The sequence below is a fragment of the Romboutsia weinsteinii genome (genome assembly GCF_002250835.2).
GTDB classification, from domain to species: Bacteria; Bacillota; Clostridia; order Peptostreptococcales; family Peptostreptococcaceae; genus Romboutsia_A; species Romboutsia_A weinsteinii.
Genome location: NZ_NOJY02000038.1, coordinates 1 through 26,298 on the forward strand (window position 1 = coordinate 1; position 26,298 = coordinate 26,298).

General features: G+C 29.5%; 25 protein-coding genes. 3 read left to right on the forward strand and 22 right to left on the reverse strand.

The window, feature by feature from the left end:
- From CHL78_RS15310 to CHL78_RS15320, 3 genes are all read right to left on the reverse strand, one after another.
- Positions 1–556: lipid II flippase MurJ (locus tag CHL78_RS15310; RefSeq protein WP_274541861.1), on the reverse strand; the 556-nt coding region annotated here is incomplete at its 3' end.
- Positions 557–688: 132 nt separating this feature from the next.
- Entirely contained in the window at positions 689–1,573 is an 885-nt protein-coding gene (locus CHL78_RS15315; protein ID WP_094366989.1) for a sigma-70 family RNA polymerase sigma factor, read from the reverse strand.
- 635 nt (positions 1,574–2,208) lie between these two features.
- The gene (locus CHL78_RS15320; RefSeq protein WP_094366988.1) at positions 2,209–2,745 is read right to left on the reverse strand and encodes a type I restriction enzyme HsdR N-terminal domain-containing protein; all 537 of its coding nucleotides are present in this window, start codon (positions 2,743–2,745) and stop codon (positions 2,209–2,211) included.
- Between the two features lie 263 nt (positions 2,746–3,008).
- Between CHL78_RS15320 and CHL78_RS15325 the strand changes: the two genes are divergently transcribed.
- Positions 3,009–4,286 (forward strand): DUF1002 domain-containing protein, encoded by a 1,278-nt coding sequence (locus CHL78_RS15325; RefSeq protein ID WP_094366987.1) that lies wholly within the window; start codon positions 3,009–3,011, stop codon positions 4,284–4,286.
- Positions 4,287–4,381: 95 nt separating this feature from the next.
- Here CHL78_RS15325 and CHL78_RS15330 read toward each other — a convergent pair whose 3' ends face one another.
- The 3 genes from CHL78_RS15330 to leuB all read right to left on the reverse strand — a co-directional run bounded on the left by CHL78_RS15330 (position 4,382) and on the right by leuB (position 8,143).
- Positions 4,382–6,007, reverse strand: a complete 1,626-nt coding sequence (locus tag CHL78_RS15330) for a hypothetical protein (RefSeq protein WP_094366986.1) — start codon at positions 6,005–6,007, stop codon at positions 4,382–4,384.
- A 3-nt stretch (positions 6,008–6,010) separates the two neighbouring features.
- A complete protein-coding gene (locus CHL78_RS15335) occupies positions 6,011–6,796 on the reverse strand; it encodes an ABC transporter ATP-binding protein (protein WP_094366985.1) in 786 nt (261 codons plus the stop codon).
- Between the two features lie 222 nt (positions 6,797–7,018).
- A complete protein-coding gene (gene leuB / locus CHL78_RS15340; protein WP_094366984.1) occupies positions 7,019–8,143 on the reverse strand; it encodes a 3-isopropylmalate dehydrogenase in 1,125 nt (374 codons plus the stop codon).
- Positions 8,144–8,426: 283 nt separating this feature from the next.
- On the opposite strand from leuB, the gene CHL78_RS15345 reads away from it, so the two are divergent.
- Positions 8,427–9,335 (forward strand): LysR family transcriptional regulator, encoded by a 909-nt coding sequence (locus CHL78_RS15345; RefSeq protein ID WP_094366983.1) that lies wholly within the window; start codon positions 8,427–8,429, stop codon positions 9,333–9,335.
- Positions 9,336–9,359: 24 nt separating this feature from the next.
- Here CHL78_RS15345 and CHL78_RS15350 read toward each other — a convergent pair whose 3' ends face one another.
- The 6 genes from CHL78_RS15350 to CHL78_RS15375 form a co-directional block, all read right to left on the reverse strand.
- The gene (locus CHL78_RS15350) at positions 9,360–9,998 is read right to left on the reverse strand and encodes a DNA-3-methyladenine glycosylase (RefSeq protein WP_094366982.1); all 639 of its coding nucleotides are present in this window, start codon (positions 9,996–9,998) and stop codon (positions 9,360–9,362) included.
- Between the two features lie 75 nt (positions 9,999–10,073).
- Entirely contained in the window at positions 10,074–10,754 is a 681-nt protein-coding gene (locus tag CHL78_RS15355) for a GntR family transcriptional regulator (RefSeq protein ID WP_094366981.1), read from the reverse strand.
- Positions 10,755–10,955: 201 nt separating this feature from the next.
- On the reverse strand, positions 10,956–12,086 hold the full coding sequence (locus CHL78_RS15360) for a sodium ion-translocating decarboxylase subunit beta (RefSeq protein ID WP_094366980.1): 1,131 nt from the start codon (positions 12,084–12,086) through the stop codon (positions 10,956–10,958).
- Between the two features lie 27 nt (positions 12,087–12,113).
- Positions 12,114–12,470, reverse strand: coding sequence for a biotin/lipoyl-containing protein (locus CHL78_RS15365; RefSeq protein WP_094366979.1), 357 nt, complete (start codon positions 12,468–12,470; stop codon positions 12,114–12,116).
- Between the two features lie 130 nt (positions 12,471–12,600).
- On the reverse strand, positions 12,601–12,876 hold the full coding sequence (locus CHL78_RS15370) for an OadG family protein (RefSeq protein ID WP_094366978.1): 276 nt from the start codon (positions 12,874–12,876) through the stop codon (positions 12,601–12,603).
- Between the two features lie 16 nt (positions 12,877–12,892).
- Positions 12,893–14,290 (reverse strand): oxaloacetate decarboxylase subunit alpha, encoded by a 1,398-nt coding sequence (locus CHL78_RS15375; protein ID WP_094366977.1) that lies wholly within the window; start codon positions 14,288–14,290, stop codon positions 12,893–12,895.
- A 383-nt stretch (positions 14,291–14,673) separates the two neighbouring features.
- Between CHL78_RS15375 and CHL78_RS15380 the strand changes: the two genes are divergently transcribed.
- Positions 14,674–15,354, forward strand: a complete 681-nt coding sequence (locus CHL78_RS15380; RefSeq protein WP_094366976.1) for a GntR family transcriptional regulator — start codon at positions 14,674–14,676, stop codon at positions 15,352–15,354.
- Positions 15,355–15,396: 42 nt separating this feature from the next.
- Here the strand turns inward: CHL78_RS15380 and citX are convergent, their stop codons facing one another.
- The 10 genes from citX to CHL78_RS15435 form a co-directional block, all read right to left on the reverse strand.
- Entirely contained in the window at positions 15,397–16,764 is a 1,368-nt protein-coding gene (gene citX / locus CHL78_RS15385; RefSeq protein WP_094366975.1) for a citrate lyase holo-[acyl-carrier protein] synthase, read from the reverse strand.
- Between the two features lie 23 nt (positions 16,765–16,787).
- The gene (citC, locus tag CHL78_RS15390) at positions 16,788–17,804 is read right to left on the reverse strand and encodes a [citrate (pro-3S)-lyase] ligase (RefSeq protein ID WP_094366974.1); all 1,017 of its coding nucleotides are present in this window, start codon (positions 17,802–17,804) and stop codon (positions 16,788–16,790) included.
- A gap of 21 nt (positions 17,805–17,825) precedes the next feature.
- On the reverse strand, positions 17,826–18,026 hold the full coding sequence (locus tag CHL78_RS15395) for a hypothetical protein (protein ID WP_094366973.1): 201 nt from the start codon (positions 18,024–18,026) through the stop codon (positions 17,826–17,828).
- Positions 18,027–18,158: 132 nt separating this feature from the next.
- Positions 18,159–19,511 (reverse strand): citrate/sodium symporter CitS, encoded by a 1,353-nt coding sequence (gene citS / locus CHL78_RS15400; RefSeq protein WP_094366972.1) that lies wholly within the window; start codon positions 19,509–19,511, stop codon positions 18,159–18,161.
- A gap of 227 nt (positions 19,512–19,738) precedes the next feature.
- Positions 19,739–21,286 carry a citrate lyase subunit alpha gene (gene citF, locus CHL78_RS15405; protein ID WP_094366971.1) on the reverse strand — a complete coding sequence of 516 codons (1,548 nt, stop codon included), beginning with the start codon at positions 21,284–21,286 and terminating at the stop codon, positions 19,739–19,741.
- A gap of 1 nt (position 21,287) precedes the next feature.
- Entirely contained in the window at positions 21,288–22,190 is a 903-nt protein-coding gene (locus CHL78_RS15410; RefSeq protein WP_330408641.1) for an aldolase/citrate lyase family protein, read from the reverse strand.
- A gap of 12 nt (positions 22,191–22,202) precedes the next feature.
- Positions 22,203–22,487 (reverse strand): citrate lyase acyl carrier protein, encoded by a 285-nt coding sequence (citD, locus tag CHL78_RS15415; protein ID WP_094366969.1) that lies wholly within the window; start codon positions 22,485–22,487, stop codon positions 22,203–22,205.
- A gap of 1,187 nt (positions 22,488–23,674) precedes the next feature.
- Positions 23,675–24,697 carry an ABC transporter permease gene (locus tag CHL78_RS15425; protein ID WP_094366967.1) on the reverse strand — a complete coding sequence of 341 codons (1,023 nt, stop codon included), beginning with the start codon at positions 24,695–24,697 and terminating at the stop codon, positions 23,675–23,677.
- A gap of 13 nt (positions 24,698–24,710) precedes the next feature.
- Positions 24,711–25,409 (reverse strand): ABC transporter ATP-binding protein, encoded by a 699-nt coding sequence (locus CHL78_RS15430; protein ID WP_330408642.1) that lies wholly within the window; start codon positions 25,407–25,409, stop codon positions 24,711–24,713.
- A gap of 134 nt (positions 25,410–25,543) precedes the next feature.
- Positions 25,544–26,298: acyl-CoA dehydratase activase (locus CHL78_RS15435; RefSeq protein ID WP_116041556.1), on the reverse strand; the 755-nt coding region annotated here is incomplete at its 5' end.

A 26,298-nucleotide genomic window follows, 5' to 3' on the forward strand; every position in this document is an offset into this window, starting at 1 on the left:
TTGGTAGCGTGTATGGTCCTAATACTGTGCTAAGATAAATAGACACTATTATCACTATATTATAAGGAACACTTCCAAATCCAACAGCAACAAATTTATTTTTTATTTGTAAAAATGCAGACATTACACTACTTATACTTATAAATATTATCCCAAATATTAATATCCTTGTAAATTTTACAGTTAACAAAAATCTTTCCCCTTCAAATCCTATAGCAAAGATCTTGACTAGTCCCTTTGAAAACATCATTCCTAAAATAGCTATTACAACACATACTAATAAAACTATATTTAAAACATTATTTAGAAACTTTAATGCTCTGTCTTCACCTTGATTAGAGCTTATCTCTTGATACATCGGAATGAATGTTGTTACTATAGCAGTCCCTACTGCTGCAAAAATAACGTTTGGTATATTCATTGATGTTAAATAAGCCTCCGTATATAAACCAGTTCCATAAACAGATGATAAAACCAATTCTCTCCCCATACCTAAAACCTTAGCAATAGATGTTACTATCATAAGATAAAAGGTCGTCTTCGCAACTTTGCTCATACTTCTCCTCCAGACTTAAGTTTCAGATGTAACAACGTAATATTTATATTATATACCAAAAAAAGATTTTTTTTACATTTTCTTATAGATATCTGCTACACTAAAAGAGTAGGGAAATGTTTCCCTACTCTTCTAATAAAAATGTTTTAGTTGTTTTAATCTGCTTGGATGTCTTAGTTTTCTTATAGCTTTAGCCTCGATTTGTCTTATTCTTTCTCTTGTTACACCAAAAACCTTACCTATTTCTTCTAATGTTTTTGGATCATCATCGTCAAGACCAAATCTCATTCTTAGTACTTTTTGTTCTTGTTCACTAAGACCAGTTAATAGTTCTTCTATTTTTTCTCTTAAATTATGTTGCTCTACTTCGTGCATAACAACATCAGCAAAGTTAGCATCTGAAGGTATAAATTCTACAAGACTACTATCTTCATCTTCTTTAATTGGTGTATCTAAAGATACAATATTTTTATCTCGCTTTAAAATATCTATAACTTTATCAACTTCTAAGTCACAAACTTCTGCTAGCTCGTCTAAAGATGGTTCTCTTTGAAGAACATTAGCAAGCTCTTGCTTCTTTCTTTTTACAAAGTTTATTCTTTGATGAAGATGTACAGGTATTCTTATCGTGTTTTCACAATCATCTATATACCTAGTAATGCTTTGCTTTATCCACCAAGTAGCATAAGTACTAAATTTATATCCTTTTTTATAATCGTACTTTTCTACGGCCTTTATAAGACCTATATTACCAGCTTGAATCAAATCTAGCATATCAACACTTTCTTTTCTGTATTTCTTTGCAATACTTACCACTAGCCTGTAGTTAGCATTGATGAATTTTTCCTTAGCTTCCGGTGAAGAAGCAATTATTGCTTTAGCTAATTCAACTTCCTCCACTGCAGACAACATTTTGTACTCTTCTATTTCCTTTAAGTACATTTTCATAGCATTTGATGCATTTGATGAGTCTCCATAAATGTAATTTTCATAAGTATGTTCTCTTTTAGCCCCCATAATTTTAACCCCTTCTATACATATAGTTTGTTAATCGAGATAGTAAGTGTCTGTAGTTTTATATAATTTATAATATGATTATTATAATAAAAAAATGCCTGTTCAATTCCCCTTAAATGTCAACAACTTTCTTTATCTATTATTCTACAATGACCTAAAAAAACCTTTGTTTCTTTATATTACATTTGCAAAATTATATTATATTTTTACAATTACTTAATCACAACACTACTTTCTTATATATTATTTATGCATCTATTTACAAATTTTATTTTATCGTAAAAAACAACTACTTTCATAATTCTACCCCTAGTATTATTTTTCCTTCTTTTTATATATACTTTTGTATAAATTTCGCCATAATAATATTAATTGATGAATTTATATAATTTCTATACTGTATTTTTAAATATCTTAATTATGTATAATTAAATATGTTAACTTAATATTTTATTTTGGATAGAATAAAAGACCACACAAAATGCGCAGTCTTTTATTCTCGAACGACGTTATAAATCCCTATATTAATAAATCCTTAGCGTTTTTGCCCCAACACTTACGGTTTTATAGAGAAATTTTTAACTATCTAATGATAACATCATTAAAAATTATAGTCAAGTTATCATATGTAAATACTACTTATGATTGTGTCCTCCACAACATCCACCTTCTGAGTTACCACATCCACATTCGTGATCTTCTCCGTGGTGTCCTCCACATCCGCAACCTTTTGAATGTTCATGATGATGTTCAGCTTCTGCCGCCTTTACTTGTTCTTCCATTTCAAAAAATTCTTTTACCATTGTTTCATAAGTTGGAAGTTTAGCTTCTGTATCGTATTCTTCACCTGTCCAGTCAGCATACATCATAGCATCTCCATTAGTTAAAACTAATCTACCTGCCATAGTAATGTTATCTACGTCTTCTAAGAAATCTATTTGTTTTTGTAAAGTTTCACCTTCTAAAGCTATATCTTCATCCATACATTGTACTATCATTACTGGTGCAAAATAATCTTGTTCATCTTTAACATTTACCATTATATCTAAAACACCTTCTGCACCTTCTTCAAATTCTGATAAAGCTACATCTGTATCTATCATATCTTGAGGTACTAATAAATCCTCCATTAAATACTTTATTACTCTTTCTTTTACTAATTCTTTTGACATTGTAATTCTCCTTTCGCTTTCTAACTATAGGTTGTCCAATCTTTTCCTTATCTATAGTATAATACATTACTTATTTTTTTCAATCTCTTCCTATAAAATATTTCCAATTATACTTTAAATATTCACATATTTTGCTTTATTTTCCTAATTTTTCATGGTATGTTACAATCTTGTAATCGCATTAAGTCTAAAAATAGTTTATAGTATATTGAGTAGATATATTAAATATACTACAATTAGGTAAAATGTAAAGGAGATTGAATATGAAATTTAAAAAGAAAATTAGTTCACTTATTATATGTGCTACTTTAGTTTTAGGTAGCATCAATTTTGCTTTTGCTGATAGTTCAAAAGTTGTTACTTTGGGGGCAAACTTAACATCTGAACAAAAGCAAAAAATGCTTGATTACTTTGGTGTAAAAGGCGATGAAGCTGTAATACTAGAAGTTAATAATCAAGAAGAAAGAAAATATCTACAAGGAGTTGCAACTGAAGCTCAAATTGGAACAAAGACTTTCTCTTGTTCTTATGTTGAGCCTACTACTAGAGGAAAAGGTATAAATGTTAAAACTGCCAACCTTACTTGGGTAACAAGTTCAATGATAGCTACGACACTTTCTACAGCAGGATTAGAAGATGCAAATGTAGTTGTTGCAAGCTTATTCCCAGTGTCTGGTACAGGTGGTTTAACTGGTGTTATGAAGGCTTTTGAAGATGCAACTGGAGAAAAACTTGATGAAGAGAAAAAAGAACTAGCTTCTGAGGAATTAGTAACAACAGGAGATTTAGGTCAAGATATCGGTCAAGATAAAGCTACTGGTGTAATAAATGATATAAAAACACAAGTAATAAAAAATGGTACTAGCGATGTTGTACAAATAGCTGATACAATTAATAATATTACTAATAATTACAATATAACTTTAACTGCTGAGCAACAAAAACAAATTGAAGATTTAATGCTAAAGATCTCTAAACAAGATTACGACTACAATAAAATAAAAGAAACATTAGAAAATGTTTCTGATAATGTTGATCAAAACTTATCTGATATGGGTGAAAGTATAAAGGACTCTGGGATACTTGATACTATAAAAGGTTGGTTTACTAGCATTGGTGATTGGTTTAAAGGATTAGTTTCAAGTAATGATAAAGACTTAGGTATCTTAGAAAATACTAATGATAGTTTACTTGGAGATGGTGCTAATATTGATGCAACAGATAAAGAAGCAATAAAGTTACCAAGTAGTGATGAGGTAGAAGGCTTCTTTGCTAAGATATGGAATTGGTTCACTGGATTGTTTAATAATGATAACAACAATACCGAAAATAGTGGTAACCAAGAAGATAGCAATCAAGAAACTAACAATGAGATAATACCATCAGATGCTGAGGAAAATACTCATTTTGAAAATAACTCAGATAATGAAGAATCTGCTCCTAGCAAGGATGATAATTCAACTGAAAATAACAAAGAAACTACAAATAATAGTGAGAATTTAGAAAACCCTAATGATAATACGACACAAAATAGTAACTAAGAGATTTAATTACGAAAATAAAAAAGCTCCTAAAGTATAGATTTATATACTTTAGGAGCTTTTTTCATATATTATACCTCAACAGAATACTTTTATCATACTGTGAAAGTTTTATTCCAAAATACATATATAATTATTGATAGAGCTATTAAATAAATAAGTGTAAGTAGCAAGCTTTTCATCACAAAGAAATGTATTATTCCAAGCATTCCTACAACAAACATTGATTTTAATACTACAATAATATTTGAGGATGTACCAGCAATTATATACTCAACAGAAAATGGTAAATTCTTTTCATTTATCTTAAATGTAAACATGGAACATAGTATTGCTACTAAGAACATTACAACTAGATGAACTATCATTTTAATATTGAATATTAATGTAAACATAATCCCTACGATTAAAAATATTGGAAGTACTAATCTATACATAGTAGCTTTGAGCATACCGGAGTATATATTTTTCTTTTCCTTTATTGGAAGTATTTCATATATCCATGATGCTTCAAACTCATTTGAGTACTTTATCATAGTAATCATATTTTGACTTATTATAACTCCAAGATACGGTACTAGCATCATAAAGGAATTATCAATACTATTAATATAATTCCTTATGCCACTTTTATCATAAGATACTACTATCATTAATATAGGCATAAATGCAGCCATAGCTAATGATGGATATATTTTAGTTTTAAACTCCCTATCCTTAGATAAAACATTATTTACGAAGTTAAAGAATACTCTTTCTTCTTTATTCTTGCATATTATTTTACTACATTTAAATGATAAAGTATCTTTCTTCTTAACTTTAGTATAAGTATTATCATTTAATTTCTGTAGATTCTTCTCAAATCTAGGTATTGATTTTATGTATAATACTAAACAAACTACAGGAATTACTATAGATAAAACTTTTAATGTTATTATTATTTTATTTAGTTCTCCATACTGTAATAAGCTAAAGTTTGCTGCAAACCACATAGGTGGTAGGAAAATATTAAATACACTTGGTGTGTATACTAGTTGTAAATCTATTAATTGAAAGGCTTGAACTACAACTTGATACCCAACAGTAAATATTAATAAAAATATTATTTGGAATGTATTTAAGATATCTTTTAGCTTTTCTCCACTAAATAGTTTAAGTATTATAAAGTACATTATAGCTGTAACTATTATCATTAAGATATCAACTAAAAATATATTTACTAAAAATAGTGCAAAAAAACCTATTCCAAATCTAAGAGATGCCAATAGTGACGCACCAGATATCGCTAAACTTAACATACTTATGTATATAAAAATATGAGTGAACTTTGCTGCATTTAATGTTTTTGGATCTACTCCCTTAGTCGATAATATATCCTTATCATTTACATCTAGTATTACAGACGAAAAATCAGATATAAATACTGTTAATATCATTATCATAAAAAATCCAAAATACATACTCATCTTTATCATGGGATCTATATTCATCATTATAATAACTGCTGAAAAAATCCCTATTATAGCATATACGATTAGTGATCCATAGAAATAATTCTTTTCTTTCGACTCTTCACTATTTGTATTTGTATTATTCGTTCTTCTAGAATCCATAAGAAGCTTAGATTGAAGTATCAATCTCATTTTCTTATAGTCTACTCCACAAGCTTTATATACTCCCTTAAAAACGTCTACTAGTTTTAAAATTAAAAAATCTCTCATAGCCTATACCTCATTTAAAATATTTACAAATTCACTAGCTAGATTTGAATGTTCATCAAATCCTGTGATTTCATTAAATATTTCTTCTAAAGACCCATCAAAACTTGAATTTTTTATTTCTTCAAAATTACCATCAGCAGCTATATTTCCATCATTTAATACTATTATCCTGTCACTAATTTTTTCAACCACTTCCATTATGTGCGATGAGTAGAAAATTGTTTTTCCTTGGTTTTTAAGATTTTGTATTATTTCTTTTATTAGAAGTACACTATTTGCATCTAATCCACTTAATGGCTCATCTAAGAATAGTATTTCAGGATTATGCAATAGCGCAGAGATTATTACCACTTTTTGTTTCATCCCCTTTGAAAAAGAAGATAGTCTAGATTCATAAGCCTCTTCTATACCTAATACTTTCATAAGCTTTCGTGCCTTATTATCACAGATATCATAATCTATATCATATAATTGACCTACAAATGTTAAGTATTCTCTTGCAGTTAAAGTTTCATATACTTTTGCTATTTCTGGAACATATCCTATTTTTGACTTATAATCTTCATCCAAATCAGATATGTCTTTCCCAAATACTTTAACTGAACCACTATAACCATTTACAAGGCCTAGAAGTATTTTTATAGTTGTACTCTTTCCAGCTCCATTAGGACCTATATAACCTATTATACTCCCTCTATATATGTCTAAATTAATACCTTTTAAAACATCCTTTGGACCATAGCTCATACATAAATTTTCTATTTCTATTATTTTCTCTTTATTATCCATTTTATCTCCCACCAATAATATACTTTTTACTATATTATATTATATTATATTATTACTATACTTGCTATGTATTTTCGTATACTCTATCTCACTTATACTGGTAGCAAAACATATTTTTTATTAAAATACATCTTGCTACCTAAGCTTAGTTGTTGGAATTATAAAAATGCTGAAGATATAAAACCACCAGCATAATTTTATTGATATAATTTAAATTTTCCACTAAATAACTTTCTTATTATACAGTTTATAGCTATCGTTACTCAATTTATTCAGATATTTTGCAATTAAATTTCCCATTGCCTCTGTACCAACTAGTATTTTACCTTCGGTGTATATATCTTCGGTTGCATATCCACATTCTATTACACTATCAACTGCGTTTTCTATAGCTTCTGCTTCTTCTACTAATCCAAACGAGTATCTTAACATAAGAGCAGCTGATGTTATCATTCCGATAGGATTTGCTCTGTCTAAGCCTATAATACTTTCATCTGGATGATGCAATTGATTCGGCGTATATAAACCTTTACCGTTACAATCTACTTCAGCTGACGGTAGCATAGATGCGGTACCTGTTATTTGACTTAATTCATCAGCTAGTATATCTCCAAACATATTTGATGTTACGATTACATCAAACTTATAAGGTTCTAAAATAACTTCCATAGCTGCATTGTCTACTAGATGATGTTTTATTTTGATGTCTGGATAGTGCTTTGATGTTTCGTTTACTATTTCTTTCCATAACATTGAGCTTGCAAGCACGTTTGACTTATCAATACTTGATACTATCTGTCTTCTTTCTTTAGCTAGGTTTAAGGCCCTTAGAGCTGATTTTCTTATTATCTCTTCATTATAATACTCCAAATCACTAGCTTCTCTACCAAACATACCTACTCCTGATTCTTTTTGAGCACATAGCATGCCTCCAGCAATGTCTCTTACTACTATAACATCCATTCCTTTTTCTATTATTCTTGACTTTAGAGGTGATAACTCTTCAAGTCCTTTTCTTAAAGTTATAGGTCTTATATTTGTACTTACATTTAATGCTTCTCTTATCTTAAAGATAGCCTTCACTGGCTTTTTCTCAAGAGGATTTTTATCCCATTTCTTACCTCCAAGATTACCTATCATTACACTGTCACTTTCTAAGCATGCTTGTAAAGACTCTTCTGGCAAAGGATCTCCACACTTATCTACAGCTTCTCCAGCCCCTATCACTTCATTAAATTCAAATTTATGACCATATATATCTCCTATAGTATTTAATACTTTAACAGCTTCCTTTGTAATTTCAGGTCCGATACCATCCCCTTTTATTAATGCTATTTTATATTCCATGTCTTAACCCTCCATCTAATTGTTAGTTTACTTATCTAAAAATTTTAAAAAATCTATTTATCTACGACCATTTTTTATTTTCTCTTATGTTTAAAGTTTATGATATATTAATTTAATTGTAAAATACCTATTTTTTATGAGTCATATATAAAAATTTCTATATGCTACATCATTGCTTTTTCATATAATTATTTATTTTGATAAATATTTATATTTGATAAAATATTTATATTTGATAAAATTATAAGTAAAGTATTATGAAACATAGTCAGAGGTGATTTGAATGAATTTTAAGAAAATAAAATATATTGTTGCTGTAGCCGAACTGCAAAGTATTTCAAAAGCTGCTTCTGAATTATATATATCACAACCATCATTAAGTTATATAGTCTCAAGTGTTGAACAAGAATTGGGAGTTCAAATTTTTAATAGAACTACTAACCCCATTTCTCTTACTTACGCAGGAGAAAAATATATTAAAACTGCCAAAGAAATATTACAACTTGCAGGTAATATGTCAAAAGAGTTTAGCGATATTTCAAATATGAAAAAAGGTAAAATAACTATTGGTATACCTTCAATAAGAGGACCACTTATGCTACCGTTTATATTACCTAAATTTATTGATAAATATCCTGGAATTAATATTGAGATTGTAGAGGGAAATTCTAATTTTTTAGAGGATTGTTTATTAAATGGTAAGGTTGATTTAGTTTTCACTTCTTTACCAAGTAAAGATAAAAGAATAGCTTGTGAAATTTTATATGAAGAAAAAATAATGCTTGCCGCAAAAAAAGGATATTTAAGCTCTGAGTTTCTTATACCTAACACTATAAATAGTATTGATATTGATAAGTTATTAAACATTGATTTTATATTTACTAAACGAGGTCATAGGATGAGAGATTTTACCGATAAGCTATTTGATACACATAAGTTAAAACCAAAAGTGATTCTAGAAACTTCAAATACTGCTACAGCATTTAGGCTTGCTACATCTGGTCTGGGTGTTTGTTTTGTCTCAGATATGGTAACCCATACGACTAAAGCTGTCAATGATTATGAGCTGTTTGAAATAGAGAATATTCCTGTTAAATGGGATGTTGCGGTATCATATTTAAAAAATTCCTATTTGACAATAGCAGAAAAGTGCTTAATAGATATCTCAAAAGAGATGGCTATCAAATTATAAAAACGTATGAATAATCATACGTTTTTATTTTGACTTATTTAGAGATACATACTTGTTATTTTTTATAAAAAATCTCCATAGATAATCCTTAGCCTCCTCGGCATAATCGATATTTATACGCTTACTGGATTCTATGACAATACTCTCATCACAGTATATTTTTTTATTATTTTCAATATAATAATCACTAATATATAATTCACTATCTAGTATATCTTCACAATTTAGGCTTTTATCGATATTTAATGCCATACAAAGCTTTCCTGGTCCATTTGTTATATTTTTCTTCTGATAAGAACTTAAATCTTCATAGTATTTGTTATATCTATTATTAGATATTAAATTTAGATTGTTTATTGGTTCTACTGCTCTTATTAATACACATTCGGGAGTATTTACAATATTTGCTGATATATTTAGACAATGATACATACCATATATCAAGTATACATATATATGTCCTCCATCTAAGTAAAGTGGCTTTGTTCTTTCCGTTTTTTTATCTCCATATACATGTGCACCTTTATCATCTACTCCCATATATGCTTCTGTCTCAACTATTTTGGTTACTATTTCTATATCTTTATATCTTCTTATTAGATACTTTCCTAATATACCTTTTGATACATCAATACCGCTTTGCCTAAAAAATTCTCTTTTCAATATATCATCTCCTCTCTTTACATATATATTTTTACTTATCTAGATATTTTAATACAAAAAAGGATAGATATAAATCTACCCTTGGTTATTATTTCTACTTTCCATAAATCTTTTTTTAGCATTAACAACATGTATTCTTGCAGCTTCTTCCGCTAATATCTCATTACCTTCTTCTATTGCATTAACAATTTGTATATGTTCTTCTAAAACACCTTGTCTTTTGTCTAAATTATGCAAACTCACTTTTCTTAAGCTTTTTAAGTACTCATATATATTGTCCATTTGCCCAAGTAATCTCTTATTTTTACTGGCTTTTAATATTATTTCATTATACTCATTATGAGCTTTTATGTATTCATTATAGTTATCTTTTTTCATATTAATTTCCATAATATCTATAATTTCTTTTAATCGTCTTATCTCTACTCTTGATATATTTAAACAAGCAAGCCTTACAGCTAATCCTTCTAACACTTCTCTTAAGTCATAGATTTCCATAGCATCTTCTAACGATATCCCCTTTACTAGGGTACCTTTTCTAGGTACATTTACTGCTAGTCCTTCTATTTCAAGCTGTCTTAATGCTTCTCTTACTGGCGTTCTACTGACACCCATGCTAGAAGCAATAATATTTTCTACTAATCTATCTCCGGGCTTTAATTGGTTTTGGAATATGGCACTTCTAAGTTCCTGTAATACTATCTCTCTTATAGGTCTTAAATCTGTGTTTTCAATTTCTTTAAAAATAACGTTCATTTATAAACCTCTCAATTTCTATCTATATAAATATTATTAATAAATAATAAAATCTATATTAAATTATTATTTATATTATTTTTTTATTAAATTATATTATATCATATTTATTTTCTTATAAAAAGATGCACTTGTTAGTAATATTATACCCACAAGTGCATCTTATATCTATATTAAAATTTAATAAAGTAGGCTTAATTATTACGCGAAGAACTTAAGTAATATCCCCGCAGCTACTGCTGATCCTATAACCCCTGCAACATTTGGTGCCATTGCATGCATTAATAAGAAGTTAGAAGGATTTTCTTCTTGTCCAACTTTTTGAACAACTCTTGATGCCATTGGTACTGCAGAAACCCCTGCTGCACCTATCATTGGATTTACTTTTCCTTTAGTTAATTTGCACATTAACTTTCCACCTAAAACTCCTGCTGCTGTACCTATAGAGAATGCTATAAGTCCCATAGCTATAATTCCTAAAGTTTGAGCACTTAATAATGTTTCAGCATTTGTAGTTGCTCCAACTGATAATCCTAATAATATTGTAATTATATACATTAATGAATTTTGAGCAGTTTCAACTAACTTTGGAACTAACCCTGATTCTTTTATTAAGTTACCGAACATAAGCATACCTACAAGTGGTGCAGATGTTGGTAATAAACCTATAACAATTATCATAACTACTATTGGGAATACTATCTTCTCTGTCTTAGAAACAGCTCTAGTTTGTTCCATCTTTATAGCTCTTTCTTCTTTAGTAGTTAAAGCTCTTATGATTGGCGGTTGTATAACTGGTACTAGTGCCATATAAGAATAAGCTGCTAATGCTATTGTTCCTAATAAGTGTGGTGCTAATTGTCCAGTTAATTGTATTGCTGTTGGTCCATCTGCTCCACCTATTATTCCTATAGATGCTGCTTCTGGTCCTGTGAATCCTAGAGCTATTGCTCCTAAGAATGCAGCGAATACTCCAAATTGAGCAGCTCCACCTAATAACATTGTCTTAGGGTTTGCTATCATTGGTCCGAAATCTGTTCCCGCACCTATACATAAGAATATTAATGGTGGGTAAATACCAAGTTTAACACCTTGATATAGATAGTAGAATAATCCCCCATTTGCTCCATCTGTTGCTGGATCCATTAAAGTAACACCTGGTAAGTTTGCAAGTAACATACCTGACGCTATTGGTATTAATAAATAAGGTTCATAACCTTTTTTGATAGCTAAGTATAAAAATACACAAGCTAAAGCTATAACTATTAGTTGCTTATATGTCATCATTGCAAAACCTGATTCTGCAATGAAATCAATTAACATTTGTCCCATGTTGATTTCCTCCTTTAACTTGTATTACTAAGCTATTTTTAATATTACATCACCAAGATTTACATTTTGACCTTTGTCAACGTTTATAGAAACTATTTGTCCATCAACTGGAGCAACTATTTCATTTTCCATTTTCATAGCTTCAAGAACTGCTACTACATCACCTTTTTTAACTGCTTGTCCTTCTTTAACTAATATGTTAAACATACTTCCTGGCATTGGAGCTGTTACTTCTTCTCCTGCTCCACCTGCTGGTGCTGCCTTAGGTGCTTGAGTTACTGCTGGTGCTGCTGTTTGCTTAGGTGCTTGACCTGCTTGTACTTCTTCTATTTCAACTTCATATACTTTTCCATTTAATGTTATGTGGTATGTTTTTGCGCTCATTTTGATCTCCCTTTAATATAAAATTTATAATTTTTATTTTTTAAAATTTCAATCTATCTAACTTGTAAATAACAAGCTAGATAGAAAATAATATTTTATAATTTCATTTATATAATCACTAAATTTTTAATTACTTTATTCTTGTTACTCTTTTTATATAAAGATTTGGATTTAATTTTCCATCTCCAGCCATTGCTGAAGCAGCTAAGCAAGCTACTAATCTTTCTTCTTCATCATTATCATCAACCACAACTGTATTTGAGACTGGTTTAGCTTCTGCCTTAGGTTTTTCTTTAAATATAAATTTAAATGAACTTAACACTAAAGATATTACTGCTAATGTTAGTATTACTATTGTCATACTTGATATTGTGATAGATATTGCTTCCATAAATGTTGTATTCATATTAATCACCTATTCTCTACATAGTTACTGTTATATATTGTATTCCATCATTAGTAGTTTCTTCTTCTACTTTTTCATTGTACTTAGATTCTAAGAACTTAGGAGCTACCTGTGGGAATAAAGCATATGCTAATACGTCTTCATCACATTTCGCTAACTCTCCTGCTTCCTTCTTCATAGCTTCAAATTCTGGAGCTATTAAGTCTGCAGGTCTTACAGTTATTATTTCTTCGTCTCCGATGATTTTTTTCTTTATTTCTTCATCTAAAGCTGCTGGAGCTTGACCATATAGTCCTTTTACATAATCTTTTATTTCTTTTGGTACTAACTTATATCTTTCACCTGTTAATACATTGAATAATGATTGTGTTCCTACCATTTGGCTTAAAGGAGTAACTAATGGTGGGTATCCTAAGTCTTTTCTAACTCTAGGAACTTCATTTAATACTTCTTCATATTTCTCTTCAGCATTTTGTTGCTTTAATTGAGATAATAAGTTTGATAGCATTCCCCCTGGAACTTGGTATTTTAATGTTTGAGGATCAGTTAATAATACCTTTGCATCAAGTACACCTTCTGCCATGTATTTATCTCTTATTGGTTTGAAGTATTCAGCCACTTCTAAAAGAGCTTCCATATTTAAACCTGGATTTCTATCCATTTCAGATAAAGAAATCGCCATTGATTCAGTTGGAGGCTGGCTTGTTCCACCACTAAATGGAGATATTGCAGTATCTATTATATCAACACCAGCTTCAACAGCCTTCATGTATAACATCTCAGCTATACCACCAGTACAGTGAGAGTGTAACTCTATTGGTAAAGAAGTAGCTTCTTTAACACGCTTAACTAAGTCGTAAGCATTGTATGGAGTTAAAACTCCTGCCATATCCTTTATACAAATAGAATCTGCTCCCATATTTTCCATTGTCTTAACTAATTCTACATAGTACTCAGTAGTATGTACTGGACTTGTAGTATAAGATATAGCACATTGACAATGTCCATTGTATTTCTTTATTGCTTTCATTGATGCTTCTAAATTTCTAACATCATTTAATGCATCAAATACTCTTATTATGTCGATTCCGTTCTTTATAGATAACTCTATAAACTTTTCAACAGTATCATCTGCATAGTTTCTATAACCTAATAGGTTTTGACCTCTTAAAAGCATTTGTAATTTTGTATTTTTCACATGCTTTCTAAATAGTCTTAGTCTCTCCCATGGATCTTCATTTAAGAAACGTATACAAGCATCAAAAGTTGCCCCTCCCCATACTTCCATAGCATGGTATCCTACTTTATCCATAGTTTCTAGGATTGGTATCATTTCTTCTGTTTTTAACCTAGTCGCCATTAATGATTGATGTCCATCTCTTAATGCTGTTTCAGTTATTTTTAACTGACTCATTTAACTATCACACTCCTATACAGATTTTATTTAAAATAACATTTTCATTTCGCTTAAAAAAACAATTCATTTATGTTATTTATATTTAATTTATTCTACAATTTTATTATATAGCCTTATTTATTGTATACCAAGTTTTTTTAGTGTTTTTTTTGTATTTTTTATGTTTTTTTGTATACAATCATTTATTCATTGTATACAATCCTTGAAATTTCACAAATTCAACAATTTGATTTTATAAATATTTTCCCAAGAAAATTATTACAAATTAGTTTATAAAAAACCTTGTTAAATTTAAAATTATTTTGTCGAAATACCTTGGTATTTGCGCTTTTTTAGTGTAAAATTTAATATAGAATATATGAAACAGAAGGGCGGTAAAAATGCAAACTTGGATGGATGAATTTGTGAATAATACTGATTTATCTCAGAATAGACCTCTTAGGGATGTTGTATGTGAAAGCTTAAGAAGGACATTAATCGAGGGTAAAGTTCCAGTAGGAGAACGATTTGTTGAAAAAGAATATTCACAAAGATTAAATATAAGTAGAACCCCTGTTAGAGAGGCTCTTAAACAATTAGAATCTGAAGATCTAGTGGAATATATACCTAGAGTAGGTGTTGTTGTTAAAAGAATATGCAAAGAAGATGTCATTGAAATATATAAAATTAGGCTATCTCTAGAGGTATTAGTTGTAAATACCGCTATGGAATGCATTACCCAAGAAGAAATAGATAAGATATCTAATTTACTTGACTATACAGAAAAAGTTAATAATGAAGGTAATCTTGAAGAAGTTATTCAATTATTTGGTGAGTTTAATTCTATTATATATAAATCCAGCAAAATGAAAAGGCTTCCCGCAATGATTTCTAACTTAAATAATTATCTTCAAAGATTTAGAAATATATCAATAGAAGATGATAACAGACGAGAAAAGGCTTTATCAGAACATAGACTTATCTTAAACGCTATAATTTCTAAAGATAAGGAATTGGCTGAAAGAATTATAAAGACTCATTTGGAAGACTCTCTAGAAGTTGTAATAAAGGAAATTGATTAAATTTCGATTATCGAATAATATTTTAATAAAAAAGAGCAATATCTAGTTTAAGATATTGCTCTTTTTTATATCTATTAAAAGAATACTTATTGCAAGTAAATCTGCACATCCACCTGGACTTATATTTTTCTTTATGTATTCTTTTTCTAAGCTTAAAGCTTTATTTTTACCATCTTCAGTAAATACACCACCAATACTAAGTAACTCTTTAGCATCTTCTCTTACTTTATTTAATGTATCAATGTCATGCCTATAAACTATCGTACTATCTTCAACGATTGCCATAAGCTCAATTAATATTTGTGTATATAAACTATTTTTATCTAGATTGCAATCTTTGTATTTATCCACAATATTATAAAATAAAATACTCAGACCATCTTTTACCTGACCTCTTATTCCAGTGAATCTATGTTCTATATACAATTTTTCTCCATGAGTCAGCTTTTCTTTTTTATCTAGATGCTTGAAGTCATCTAGTATGTTTTCTACCATTTCTTTCATTATATCATTTGCTTTATTAAAGTTATAATTATGATACGAAGCTTTTGCTATTGCTGAAATAGTTATTCCCATTAAAAATATCATACCTTTGTGTGTATTAATATTTTCTGTAGCTATAAACATTTCTTCCTCACATGTCTTTCCAACTTCTCTTATTGCATCAAATATATATTTAGGATCTTGATAAGTATATGCAACTTCAGCCATTTTTTTTAAATATGGAGTTATAGCTATAGAGCTATCTAAAAATGTATAGTAATTCATGTCTTTGTGTGACCCTTGGCTTATAGGTGATACTAGTCCAAAAGAAGGATATGTTGAAACTTCACTTATCATCGCCTTTAAGGCCATCTGTGATATCTTATAACTTAAAATTGTTCTTTTTTTTTCCTGATCCGTATATTCTGAGTATATATCTTCAAAATATTTTTTTATATCTTCTACGCTATGAGTCTGGGCTCTAGAACAAATCTTAGCATCTAGGTTACAAATAAAGCACTTTCTTGTTTTTTTATACAAGTGTGATCTTGATATACCAATCACTTTATCATCCTTCATAGTGTATACATCAATATCTACGCATCTTCCTAATATATGTTTTTCCTCTATATCTATCATTAACTTTTTAATTGTAACAAAGTCAACATTAAATAAGAAATGGCATATTAAGCCTTCCTTATTTTTATATTTATCATAATAAACTATATACTTGCTATAATAAGTTAACATTTCATTGTATATTATATTAACTATATCATCAGTAATATAATTTGATTTTTCAATTCCGGGATAGTTAATTCTAACTGTTACTAATGTTTTATCTTTATTTTTTTTAAGTAAATCTTCTTGGTGCCAAACTCTTTTTTCTCTATCAAATAAAAATTCTTCTATTAAACTTGTATCCATATTTGCTTTGGTAAATTTATAAGCTACAGCTTACTTATTACCTCTTCACCTTCCTCACTAAGTAAAAAATCTAGCGTAGTCTTAGGTACTAAACTTTTTATTTTTTCAAAATTACCTTCTTTTAATAGTCTTCTTACTCTTGATGCACTTATTGCATCTTCTTCAACTTCTTTTCTTTCTATTAACTTTACTTCTACATTGTATTTAGGTAGTACTTCTTTAATCGTTTCATTATAAGTATTTGTCACTTCACAATGAGGCTCAGTTCCGACATATCTTTTTACTATATTAAACTTAGGAACAAAATACTTTCCAAATATATTACAATCTACTCTTGTATATTCTTTTAACGCATTATCATTTTTCTTTAAGAAATAATTTGGGAAAGTTGCTGATGATATTACATATTCCCCAGCTGGAACTACTACGACATTTTCTAAATCTTTAGTTCCTTCTTGTATTAATTTAAATCTTGATTTAAACGGGAATACTGACTTATCTTCTTCAACTACAAATATTATAACATTTTCATTTTCTTTGGCTGCGCTTTCTATTATATATCTATGCCCTAAAGTAAATGGATTGCAGTTCATTACTATTGCTGCATATTCTTTGTTACTATCTATTTTATAATCCTTTTTTAACTTATCTAAACTACTATTTATATTTTTATTTCCACTTTCTAGCAAGCTTACTTTTTCTGTAGTGAATATATTTTTATAAGCTAGACCTTCAAATAAAAACTGATTCTCAGGTTTTGTAAATATAAAACTATGATATCTACCTTCTAAGAATAGTTTTTCAGTTACTTTAGAAATCAAATTGTTAGATAAGCCTAAGCCTTGATAATTTTCATTTATTGCAAAACATTTTAATATATTTTCTTTTTTTGAGCATGTAGCTATTACATCATCATTTTCTCTTATTACTACAGTATAGTCAACATCTTCATACTTTAAATCAAATTTTTCTAAAAATCTACTTACTTCACTAACCTCATACTTTGATTTTAGGTTAATACTCTCTACATTATAATACATGCTCTACACCTTCCTTATAATCTAAACTCCAAAGATTCTATTTATAAATATAAATGCTAAAAATCCAATCACCATAATTACATAAATCATTATATTATCTTTTTTACTAGCAGCTACATATTTTTTCTTTCTAGTAAACTCTCTGGCTTCTTTAAACATACCTTCTTCTCTAGCTTCTTTTAAAATATCTTTGTTACTTTTTCTCTTTTCTTCTTTACTCATAATATTTCACCTCTTAGTTTATATTAGTTTTATTATATAATATTTTTTATTAATTACGAGAAAAAGGTATTGTAATTTACAATACCTTTTTCCTTTATTATTAATGTCCCAATAATCTTTTAAATTTAATTATTAAGCAAATATACCAAATACTACAGATGCTATTATAAGCATTAATCCTCCACCTAAACGAGAAGATATTTGTGCAAATGAGATTAATTCCATTCTCTTAGCTGCTCCAAGAACTGCTAAGTCTCCTGAACCACCTCTGTTTGCCATACATAAACCTGCAGTTATAGCAGTTTCTATTGGATAGAATCCTACTAACCATCCCATAGCTCCTGAACCTATTATAGCTCCGAATACTATGAAAGCAGCTATTACAACGTTACCTAATGTGAATGCAGCTATTAACTCACCTAAATCAGTAAGAGCTATACCAACACCAACCATTATAACTAATAAGAATTGCTTAGTGAAGAATCCTTGTAACTTGTTAGCACCAACTCTTAATTCAGCTGGTATTACACCTGCAACGTTAGCTATAGCAACTAATACAACCATCCAAGCGAATCTGTGTATATCTATCTTTAAAACAGAACCAAATAATGTGAATTCTGGTATTACTACAACTTTAGATAATATGTTACCTAATACGTAGAATGAACAAGCTAATATTAATCCACCAGCTATTTCTCTTTGAGTAACTTTTATTTCTTTAGTATCTTCTAATTTAGATAAATCGTCAGCATTTCTTATTAATTCTCCGTTACCGTTTAATACTTTACCGAACTTTAATTCACCTATCTTATTTAATACACCAGCAGATATTATAGCTATTATGTTAGCTATAGTTAATATAGATAATCCGAATGATAACCATTGTGCTGGATCATTTCCAGTAGCGTTTGCATAGATATCAGCCATTGGTATAGCACCTGCTCCAGTACCACCACCCATTATAGGTAATACGTATCTAGTTGCTATATCAGCTGGAGAAACTCCAAATAACATACCACCAGCGATTCCTAATACTATCGCACCAACTACCCCTGCAAGTATTGCTGGTAAGTATCCTGCGAAAGCTTTTAATAATAATTTTCTGTTAACTGATAATATAGAACCAGTTATTAAAACAGCTATAAATAAATCTAAGAAGTCAGTTGTATCCATAAATATTTTTACAGTTTCAATTGTAGCTTCTGGTATTACACCTATATAAACTAAATATGCAGATCCTAAGAATGCAAGTATAGAACCACCACCGATGTAAGTATTCCATACAGGTATTCTATCACCTATCCATCCTAAAGTTATACCTAATGTATAAAGTATTGCGAATGCACCTACTGTGTTATTTGGTAGGTAGTCTCCCATCATTGCTATGATTGCTATCCCTGCTACTGCAGCGAATATGTACCAAGCCATACCAAAGATCTTAAATGTCTCTTTTTTTGTAGCTTGAGCAGAACTTAAAGTTGCCATTTTTTAATTTCCTCCATTGAATATAATATAATCATAATATCTATATGCTACGTTAATATCTAGTTATATATTAACGTTAACAAACTAATTAAACCATCGTTAATATTATCCAATTGGTTAAGTTGCCAGCCATCTACTCTTGCAACTTAACCATTATATTTAATAATCTGATAGTATCTATAAAGCCATGCCATCTACTTCATGCTTTACATTTTACTTATTAAGTACTACTTAACTTTTCTTATAGTGTCTATTACGCTTCCGTCTCTGTATTCAACTACAGCAACAACATCATCACTAAATTCTATCTCTTTTGGTTGACCAACAAGTCTAACAGCCATCGCTCTTAATTCTTCCATAGTTATTAATGGAAGACCTGCAGCTTTGAACTTTTCTATTAAGTCTTGTCTTCCTGGATTAACAGTTACACCATAATCTGTAACAACTACGTCAACTGTACTTCCCGGAGTAACAACAGTAGTAACCTTATCTATTATTGTAGATAATCTACCTCTTGTAAGTGGCGCAGTAAGTATTGATATTTTAGCCATACCAGCTGTATCACTATGCCCACCTGAAGCAGCTCTTATAACTCCATCAGAACCAGATATAACGTTAACGTTGAAATCTGTATCTATTTCAAGAGCACTTAGTATAACGAAGTCTAACTTGTTAACTGCTGCTGATTTATTTCCTATAGATGCGTAGAAGTCAGCACTTACTTCAACGTGTCTCTCGTTTCTTCCAACAGACTCAGCTGCAGTTAAATCGAAACTTTGAGTATCGAATAATGTAGATACATATCCTTCTTCTAATAACTCAACCATTGGTCCAGTTATTCCACCTAATGCATAACTTAATTTTATATCTCTCTTTTTGATTTCTTCTTTAACAAATCTTGTAACTGCTAGAGAAGCTCCACCAGTACCTGTTTGCATAGAGAATCCATCTACGAATAATCCAGAAGCTGTCATTACGTTTAAAACTCTCTTAGCCATTAAAAGCTCTTTAGGGTTGTTTGTAAATCTAGTAGCACCAGACATTATTCCATTTGAATCTCCTACTTCATCAACTACTACTACGTAATCAACTTGTGTTTGAGGTATACTTTGTGGGAAGTTTGGATAAGCAACTAATGTATCAGTTACAACAACAACCTTTTCAGCATGTTGAGCATCAACTTTAGCATATCCTAAAGATCCACATATAGATTTTCCTACAACACCGTTTGCATTACCCATACAGTCTGCTGAAGATGCAGCTAAGAATGCTACGTCTATCTTAACATCACCTGAAGATATAGCTCTTGCTCTACCACCGTGTGAACGTATTACTGCTGGATACTCTAATATTCCTTCAGAAACTGCTGTTGCTAGTTTTCCTCTAACTCCACTAGTTTCTAATCTATTTACTACACCGTTTTCAATGTGAGCAACAAGACCATTATGAGCACTTGTTAACGAAGAAGCTGCTATTCTTAGGTTCTTTATTCCCATTTCAGCTAAAGTATCAACAACCATCATTAATAACTTATCACCAGCTCTGAAGTGATGGTGGAAAGATATTGTCATACCGTCTTTTATTTCACATTTTTCTATAGCTTCCTTTAATGAAGCAACTATTTTATCTCTTCTTACGTGATCCTTTAAGTTATCGCTATCAGTGTCAGCCATTTTGTGAGCTGGTTGCTTAGCAAAAGGAGCAACGTAAGCATCTCTATCTTCGTAACCTTTTATGTTTTTTAATAATTCGTTAGTAATTCTTTTAGTTTGCATATTAATTTTCACCTCCAACTAATACACCTGCAGCTTTAGCAAGTTCTAGAACTCTTTGAGCTCTTTCTATTATTGGCTTATCTACCATTTTACCGTCTACAGTAAATACCCCTAAGTTTTGCTTTAAAGCTTCAGCAGTAGCATCAACTATCTTTTGAGCTTTTGCTATTTCTTTTTCACTTGGAGTGTAAACATCATGTATAAGTTCAACTTGTCTTGGATGTATAAGTGATTTACCACCGAATCCCATTCTCTTTATTAAGTTAGCTTCTTTTAAGAATCCTTCATCGTTGTTTACATCAGCATAAACTGTATCTAACACTTCAAGTCCACAAGCTCTACCTGCCATAGCTATCATTCCTCTAGCAACATATAACTCGTCTCCTTCTGGAGTTCTTGTAGTCTTCATACTTGTTACGAAGTCTTCTCCACTTAAAGCCATACCTATAAGTCTCTTAGTAGGAGATTTTGCTATACTAAAGCAATTCATAACACCTAATGCAGTCTCTATCGCTACCATAATCTTAGTAGTACCAACTTCTATACCACATGCTTTTTCTACTCTTTCTATCTCAGCATCTACAGCCATAACATCTTCAACTGACTCAGTCATTGGTATTCTTATTACCTCAACTCCACCAGTTACTACAGCTTCTATATCAGCTTGCCAGAACTCTGTAGCAAGTCCATTTATACGAACTACAGTTTCTATTCCTAATTCTTTGTAATAATCTCCTAAGTTCTTTAACATGTTATGTACTAAGAATCTAGCAGAATCTTTTTCTGTTATTGCTATTGCATCTTCTAAGTCAAACATAACTGAGTCTGGCTTATATATATGAACATCTCTTATTATTCCAGGGTTATTTCCAGGAACAAATAGCATCGAACGTCTTAATTTCATAATTGCTCCCCCTTACATCCACTTGTAATCGTTGCATTCAGCTGAACGATATACTGCAGTTTGTACTCTACTTTTTATTACAGGATCTATAGCTCCTTTGTCATTTACAAATACTTTAACGCTTTCTACATTTAGCGATTTAAGCGTCTCTGTAATAACGTTTTCAATCTGATCTCCAAATTGAGCTTTTACTGTACTTTCAAGTTCTATAGCTATTCCATTTTCACTTGGTTCTATTATGATTTGGATATCACTTGACTCTAATGTACCAGCACTAGCAACTACTTTTAATTCCATAGCTAGTATTCCTCCAATCAATTCTACAATAGTATCCTGGTATACAATGCGTTTTTTTTGTATACCAACTTTATGAGTTTATTATATAGCCTTTTTTTTCTTTATTCAATACGATTTACACACTTTTTTAACAAGCATTTCAAAAAAACGCTACAATCGTGTATTTTTCAATATTTAGGTAGATGTTTTTTTAGTGTTCTTTTCATTTTTTCGCAAACATTTTTCAACATATTATATAATATACACCTTTTTTTCGACATTTGATACTAGTATTTTTTAGAATTTTTTTCAACCATGATTCACATTTTTCATTTTTATTCTCATTTTATCAAAATAGTCATACATATTAATCGATATCTTATACTACAAATAACAATCTTTACTTGCAGCTTATTTACAATAAAAAAAGACAATCAATGATCTGATTATCTTTTCCTAACATAATAAAACTAATGAGCCTTAATAGTTTTATTCAAGGCCCATTATTAATTTTTATCTAATACAGTAATTGTAAATCAATTTATAAGCCTTATATTTATTAGTAGATGGAATACAAGCCTTAATACCTTTGATATATAAGTTTATGTAAAACTTATATAGTTTAACTTATATTTAGATGGAATATAAATTATTAACGATGGTTTAGATTATACTATACAAATTAGAATAACTAGGTGTTTAACATATTACCTATGATTTTATGATATCAGTTTTTGATATCTATTTCAATATTTGCCAATAGAAGAAATGCTTAAATTCCAATAGGATATTTTTATATCTTACCATAATTTTTTTATATTAAGAAGTTGATTAATTGTAACTTTTCTTATTATTAAGTACTTTTCTAATAAAATTTCATATATTATAGTAAAAGGAGTTGATTTTATGCTAGATAGCAAATATCAAACTTCAAATGAATTCTATGAATTTCTCAGACAACAGTTAAATAAGTTTGTAGAGGTTAAAACTTATTTTACTAGCATTACTTTATATGGTAAAATTGTCGAAGTTACTCCTTTATCTATAACAATCTCATCAATTTACGATAGTGAGAAAAAGTCACATTCTGATGAATGTTTTAATTATTATTTACCACTGAATTCAATAATTTCAGTCAGAGTTATTTGATATTTATGAATCACAGGCCATATAACCTGTGATTTATTTTGACTAGCATTTAATCTAAACTATATACTCCTCTCTTTTTTTAATACAAGCATGTTTAGAAACATAAATACTAATATAAATAGTACTAATACTATCAAGTCCAAGTATATTGCCCAAAATCCATTCCCTTTTATCATGATTTCTTTCAATGCATCTGCTCCAAAAGTTAGAGGAAAAATATTTTTAATATTTATTATCCAACTTGGAAGCCCATCTAGAGGAAATACTCCTGTAAAAATTATTTGTGGTACTATAATTATTGGTATCATCTGCATCATTTGAAATTCATTCTTTGCAAAAGATGATAAAAAAGTACCTAATGTCAATGAAGAAATAGAAATTAAAAATGTAGTTAAGATGACTAAATAGAAAGACCCTTGCATATACATACTCAATATTTTAACCGAGAAAGTTACTATTACTATAGATTGTATAAGTGCAAAAAATCCAAATCCTATAATGTAACCTAAAACTATTTCATACCTTTTAGTTTGAGTAACCATTATCTTTTCCAATGTTTTAGTGGTTCTTTCTCTTACAAAAGATATTCCTGATAAGAAAAATACAAATAAAAATGCGAAAAATCCAATAAATATAGGACCTATACTTTCAAACATACTCAAATTATCACTATTATATAAATATGCTACTTCTAAATCCACAGTAAGATTATTGTATTTATTCGTAATAGATTCTTGTAACTTACTTATTACATTTTTTGACCTATATATTTCTGAATCATCTAGAGTCAATATTAACTTACTATCTTTTATTTCTATATACCCATCAATATTATTTTCTTTTAATTTATTCTTTGATTCTTGTAAAGAATACTCTTTTATATCTAGTTCATTAGTATCTAATGCAGTCTTTATATTTTTATTTCCATCAATCAATGAGATAGTTGGAGTATAATCATTATCCTTTAACACAAAATAAAACAATGTCATAAGTACCATTGGAAGCACTATAATCATTGCAAGAGATCTTTTATCTCTTAAGACTTGCTTTATTATTTTTTTTCCAATAATTAAAGATTTCATACTTTTCCCTCACTTAAAAAAACAAATTTTCTAATTTCCCATCCTTTGCTTCTTTCTTTAAGTCTTCAGTCTTTCCTATAGAAAGTATTTCACCTTCTCTAATTAAGCATATTCTCTCACATCTATCAGCTTCTTCCATAATGTGTGTAGTTATTATTAATGTCGTTCCTATTTTCTTTAAATCCTCAAATAAGTTCCATATTTCTTTTCTTAAAACAGGATCAATTCCTACAGTAGGTTCATCTAATATAAGTAGCGAAGGATTATGAATAAGTGCCAAAGCCAGGCTTAATCTTTTTTTCATTCCTCCTGAGTATTTACATACAAGTTTATCTATATCTTCCTTTAACCCTAATCTTTCTATTATAGGATTAATTCTCCCCTCAATATCTCTTCTCTTAATATTATTTAGTTGGCCAAAGTATTTTAAGTTTTCCATTCCCGTCAAATCTTCATATAGCGAGTCTAGTTGTCCCATGTATCCTATCTTTCCTAAGATATCGAAACTTGGCATTTTTTTATCAAGTACTTTTATTTCACCTTTGCTAGGCTTTTCTATACCTACTATCATTTTGATTAAGGTAGTCTTTCCTGATCCAGATGGTCCTAATAGTCCAAATATCTCTCCTTGATTTATTTGTAACGATATATCTTTTATGACACTGTGATTCTTAAATCTCTTTTCTACATGTTTTAAGCTAATAACATTCAAATCTATCATCCTTTCTAAAGTTGTAATACTTTCTATATCTATCTATACTACAAATAGAATTGGACTATTATTAAAATATCTGAATTTAAAATAAAAATACTATGGTACCCACGATATAGGTCCATAGTATAAATTTATCTAAATCCTATTACAGCAGCTCCTAATGCCCCAATTATTTGAGTATCCTCTGCAATAAATATTTTCTTATTTAGTTCTTCTTCTATCATACTTACAAGTATACTGCTCTTTGCAAGTCCACCTGTAAAAGCTATTTCATCTACTATATTACCTCTTGATAACATAGCAGTAGATTTCTTTGAAATAGACTTTAGTATGCCAGATGATATTTTCCCTTTCGATACATTCCTTGCAAGTAAACTTACAATCTCAGATTCAGCAAAAACTGTACACATACTAGATATATTTTCTGGCTCATTTCCCCTAGCCAAATCATCAATATTAGCTATGTCACTACCTAATAAGTTTGATGTAATTTCGAGAAATCTTCCTGTTCCCGCTGCGCACTTATCATTCATTATAAAGTTTGCTATATTCCCATCATCATCTAAATTAATAACCTTACTATCTTGACCACCTACATCAAGAATAGTTCTTATATTAGGATTTATAAAATGAATACCTTTTGTATGACATGTTATTTCTGTAACTTTTTTATCTGCAAAATCCATTGCAATACGTCCATATCCTGTGCCTACTACCTTTTTTAATTCACTTTTATCAATGCCTTCTATTAATAAATCATAGACTTGCCTAGATGTTGTCTTAGGGCTCCATCCTGTTGGTATAATTATTTTCTTTACTATTTTTTGACCATCATATAACACTCCTTTTGTTGCTACAGAACCCGAATCAATCCCTATACTATACA

Bases quoted from the DNA above. Each gene is read 5' to 3' on its own strand.
- CHL78_RS15315 (WP_094366989.1), bottom strand. From the start codon at position 1,573: ATGGGGGCTAAAAGAGAACATACTTATGAAAATTACATTTATGGAGAC.
- CHL78_RS15320 (WP_094366988.1), bottom strand. From the start codon at position 2,745: ATGTCAAAAGAATTAGTAAAAGAAAGAGTAATAAAGTATTTAATGGAG.
- CHL78_RS15325 (WP_094366987.1), top strand. From the start codon at position 3,009: ATGAAATTTAAAAAGAAAATTAGTTCACTTATTATATGTGCTACTTTA.
- CHL78_RS15330 (WP_094366986.1), bottom strand. From the start codon at position 6,007: ATGAGAGATTTTTTAATTTTAAAACTAGTAGACGTTTTTAAGGGAGTA.
- CHL78_RS15335 (WP_094366985.1), bottom strand. From the start codon at position 6,796: ATGGATAATAAAGAGAAAATAATAGAAATAGAAAATTTATGTATGAGC.
- leuB (WP_094366984.1), bottom strand. From the start codon at position 8,143: ATGGAATATAAAATAGCATTAATAAAAGGGGATGGTATCGGACCTGAA.
- CHL78_RS15345 (WP_094366983.1), top strand. From the start codon at position 8,427: ATGAATTTTAAGAAAATAAAATATATTGTTGCTGTAGCCGAACTGCAA.
- CHL78_RS15355 (WP_094366981.1), bottom strand. From the start codon at position 10,754: ATGAACGTTATTTTTAAAGAAATTGAAAACACAGATTTAAGACCTATA.
- CHL78_RS15360 (WP_094366980.1), bottom strand. From the start codon at position 12,086: ATGGGACAAATGTTAATTGATTTCATTGCAGAATCAGGTTTTGCAATG.
- CHL78_RS15365 (WP_094366979.1), bottom strand. From the start codon at position 12,470: ATGAGCGCAAAAACATACCACATAACATTAAATGGAAAAGTATATGAA.
- CHL78_RS15370 (WP_094366978.1), bottom strand. From the start codon at position 12,876: ATGAATACAACATTTATGGAAGCAATATCTATCACAATATCAAGTATG.
- CHL78_RS15375 (WP_094366977.1), bottom strand. From the start codon at position 14,290: ATGAGTCAGTTAAAAATAACTGAAACAGCATTAAGAGATGGACATCAA.
- CHL78_RS15380 (WP_094366976.1), top strand. From the start codon at position 14,674: ATGCAAACTTGGATGGATGAATTTGTGAATAATACTGATTTATCTCAG.
- citX (WP_094366975.1), bottom strand. From the start codon at position 16,764: ATGGATACAAGTTTAATAGAAGAATTTTTATTTGATAGAGAAAAAAGA.
- citC (WP_094366974.1), bottom strand. From the start codon at position 17,804: ATGTATTATAATGTAGAGAGTATTAACCTAAAATCAAAGTATGAGGTT.
- CHL78_RS15395 (WP_094366973.1), bottom strand. From the start codon at position 18,026: ATGAGTAAAGAAGAAAAGAGAAAAAGTAACAAAGATATTTTAAAAGAA.
- citS (WP_094366972.1), bottom strand. From the start codon at position 19,511: ATGGCAACTTTAAGTTCTGCTCAAGCTACAAAAAAAGAGACATTTAAG.
- citF (WP_094366971.1), bottom strand. From the start codon at position 21,286: ATGCAAACTAAAAGAATTACTAACGAATTATTAAAAAACATAAAAGGT.
- CHL78_RS15410 (WP_330408641.1), bottom strand. From the start codon at position 22,190: ATGAAATTAAGACGTTCGATGCTATTTGTTCCTGGAAATAACCCTGGA.
- citD (WP_094366969.1), bottom strand. From the start codon at position 22,487: ATGGAATTAAAAGTAGTTGCTAGTGCTGGTACATTAGAGTCAAGTGAT.
- CHL78_RS15425 (WP_094366967.1), bottom strand. From the start codon at position 24,697: ATGAAATCTTTAATTATTGGAAAAAAAATAATAAAGCAAGTCTTAAGA.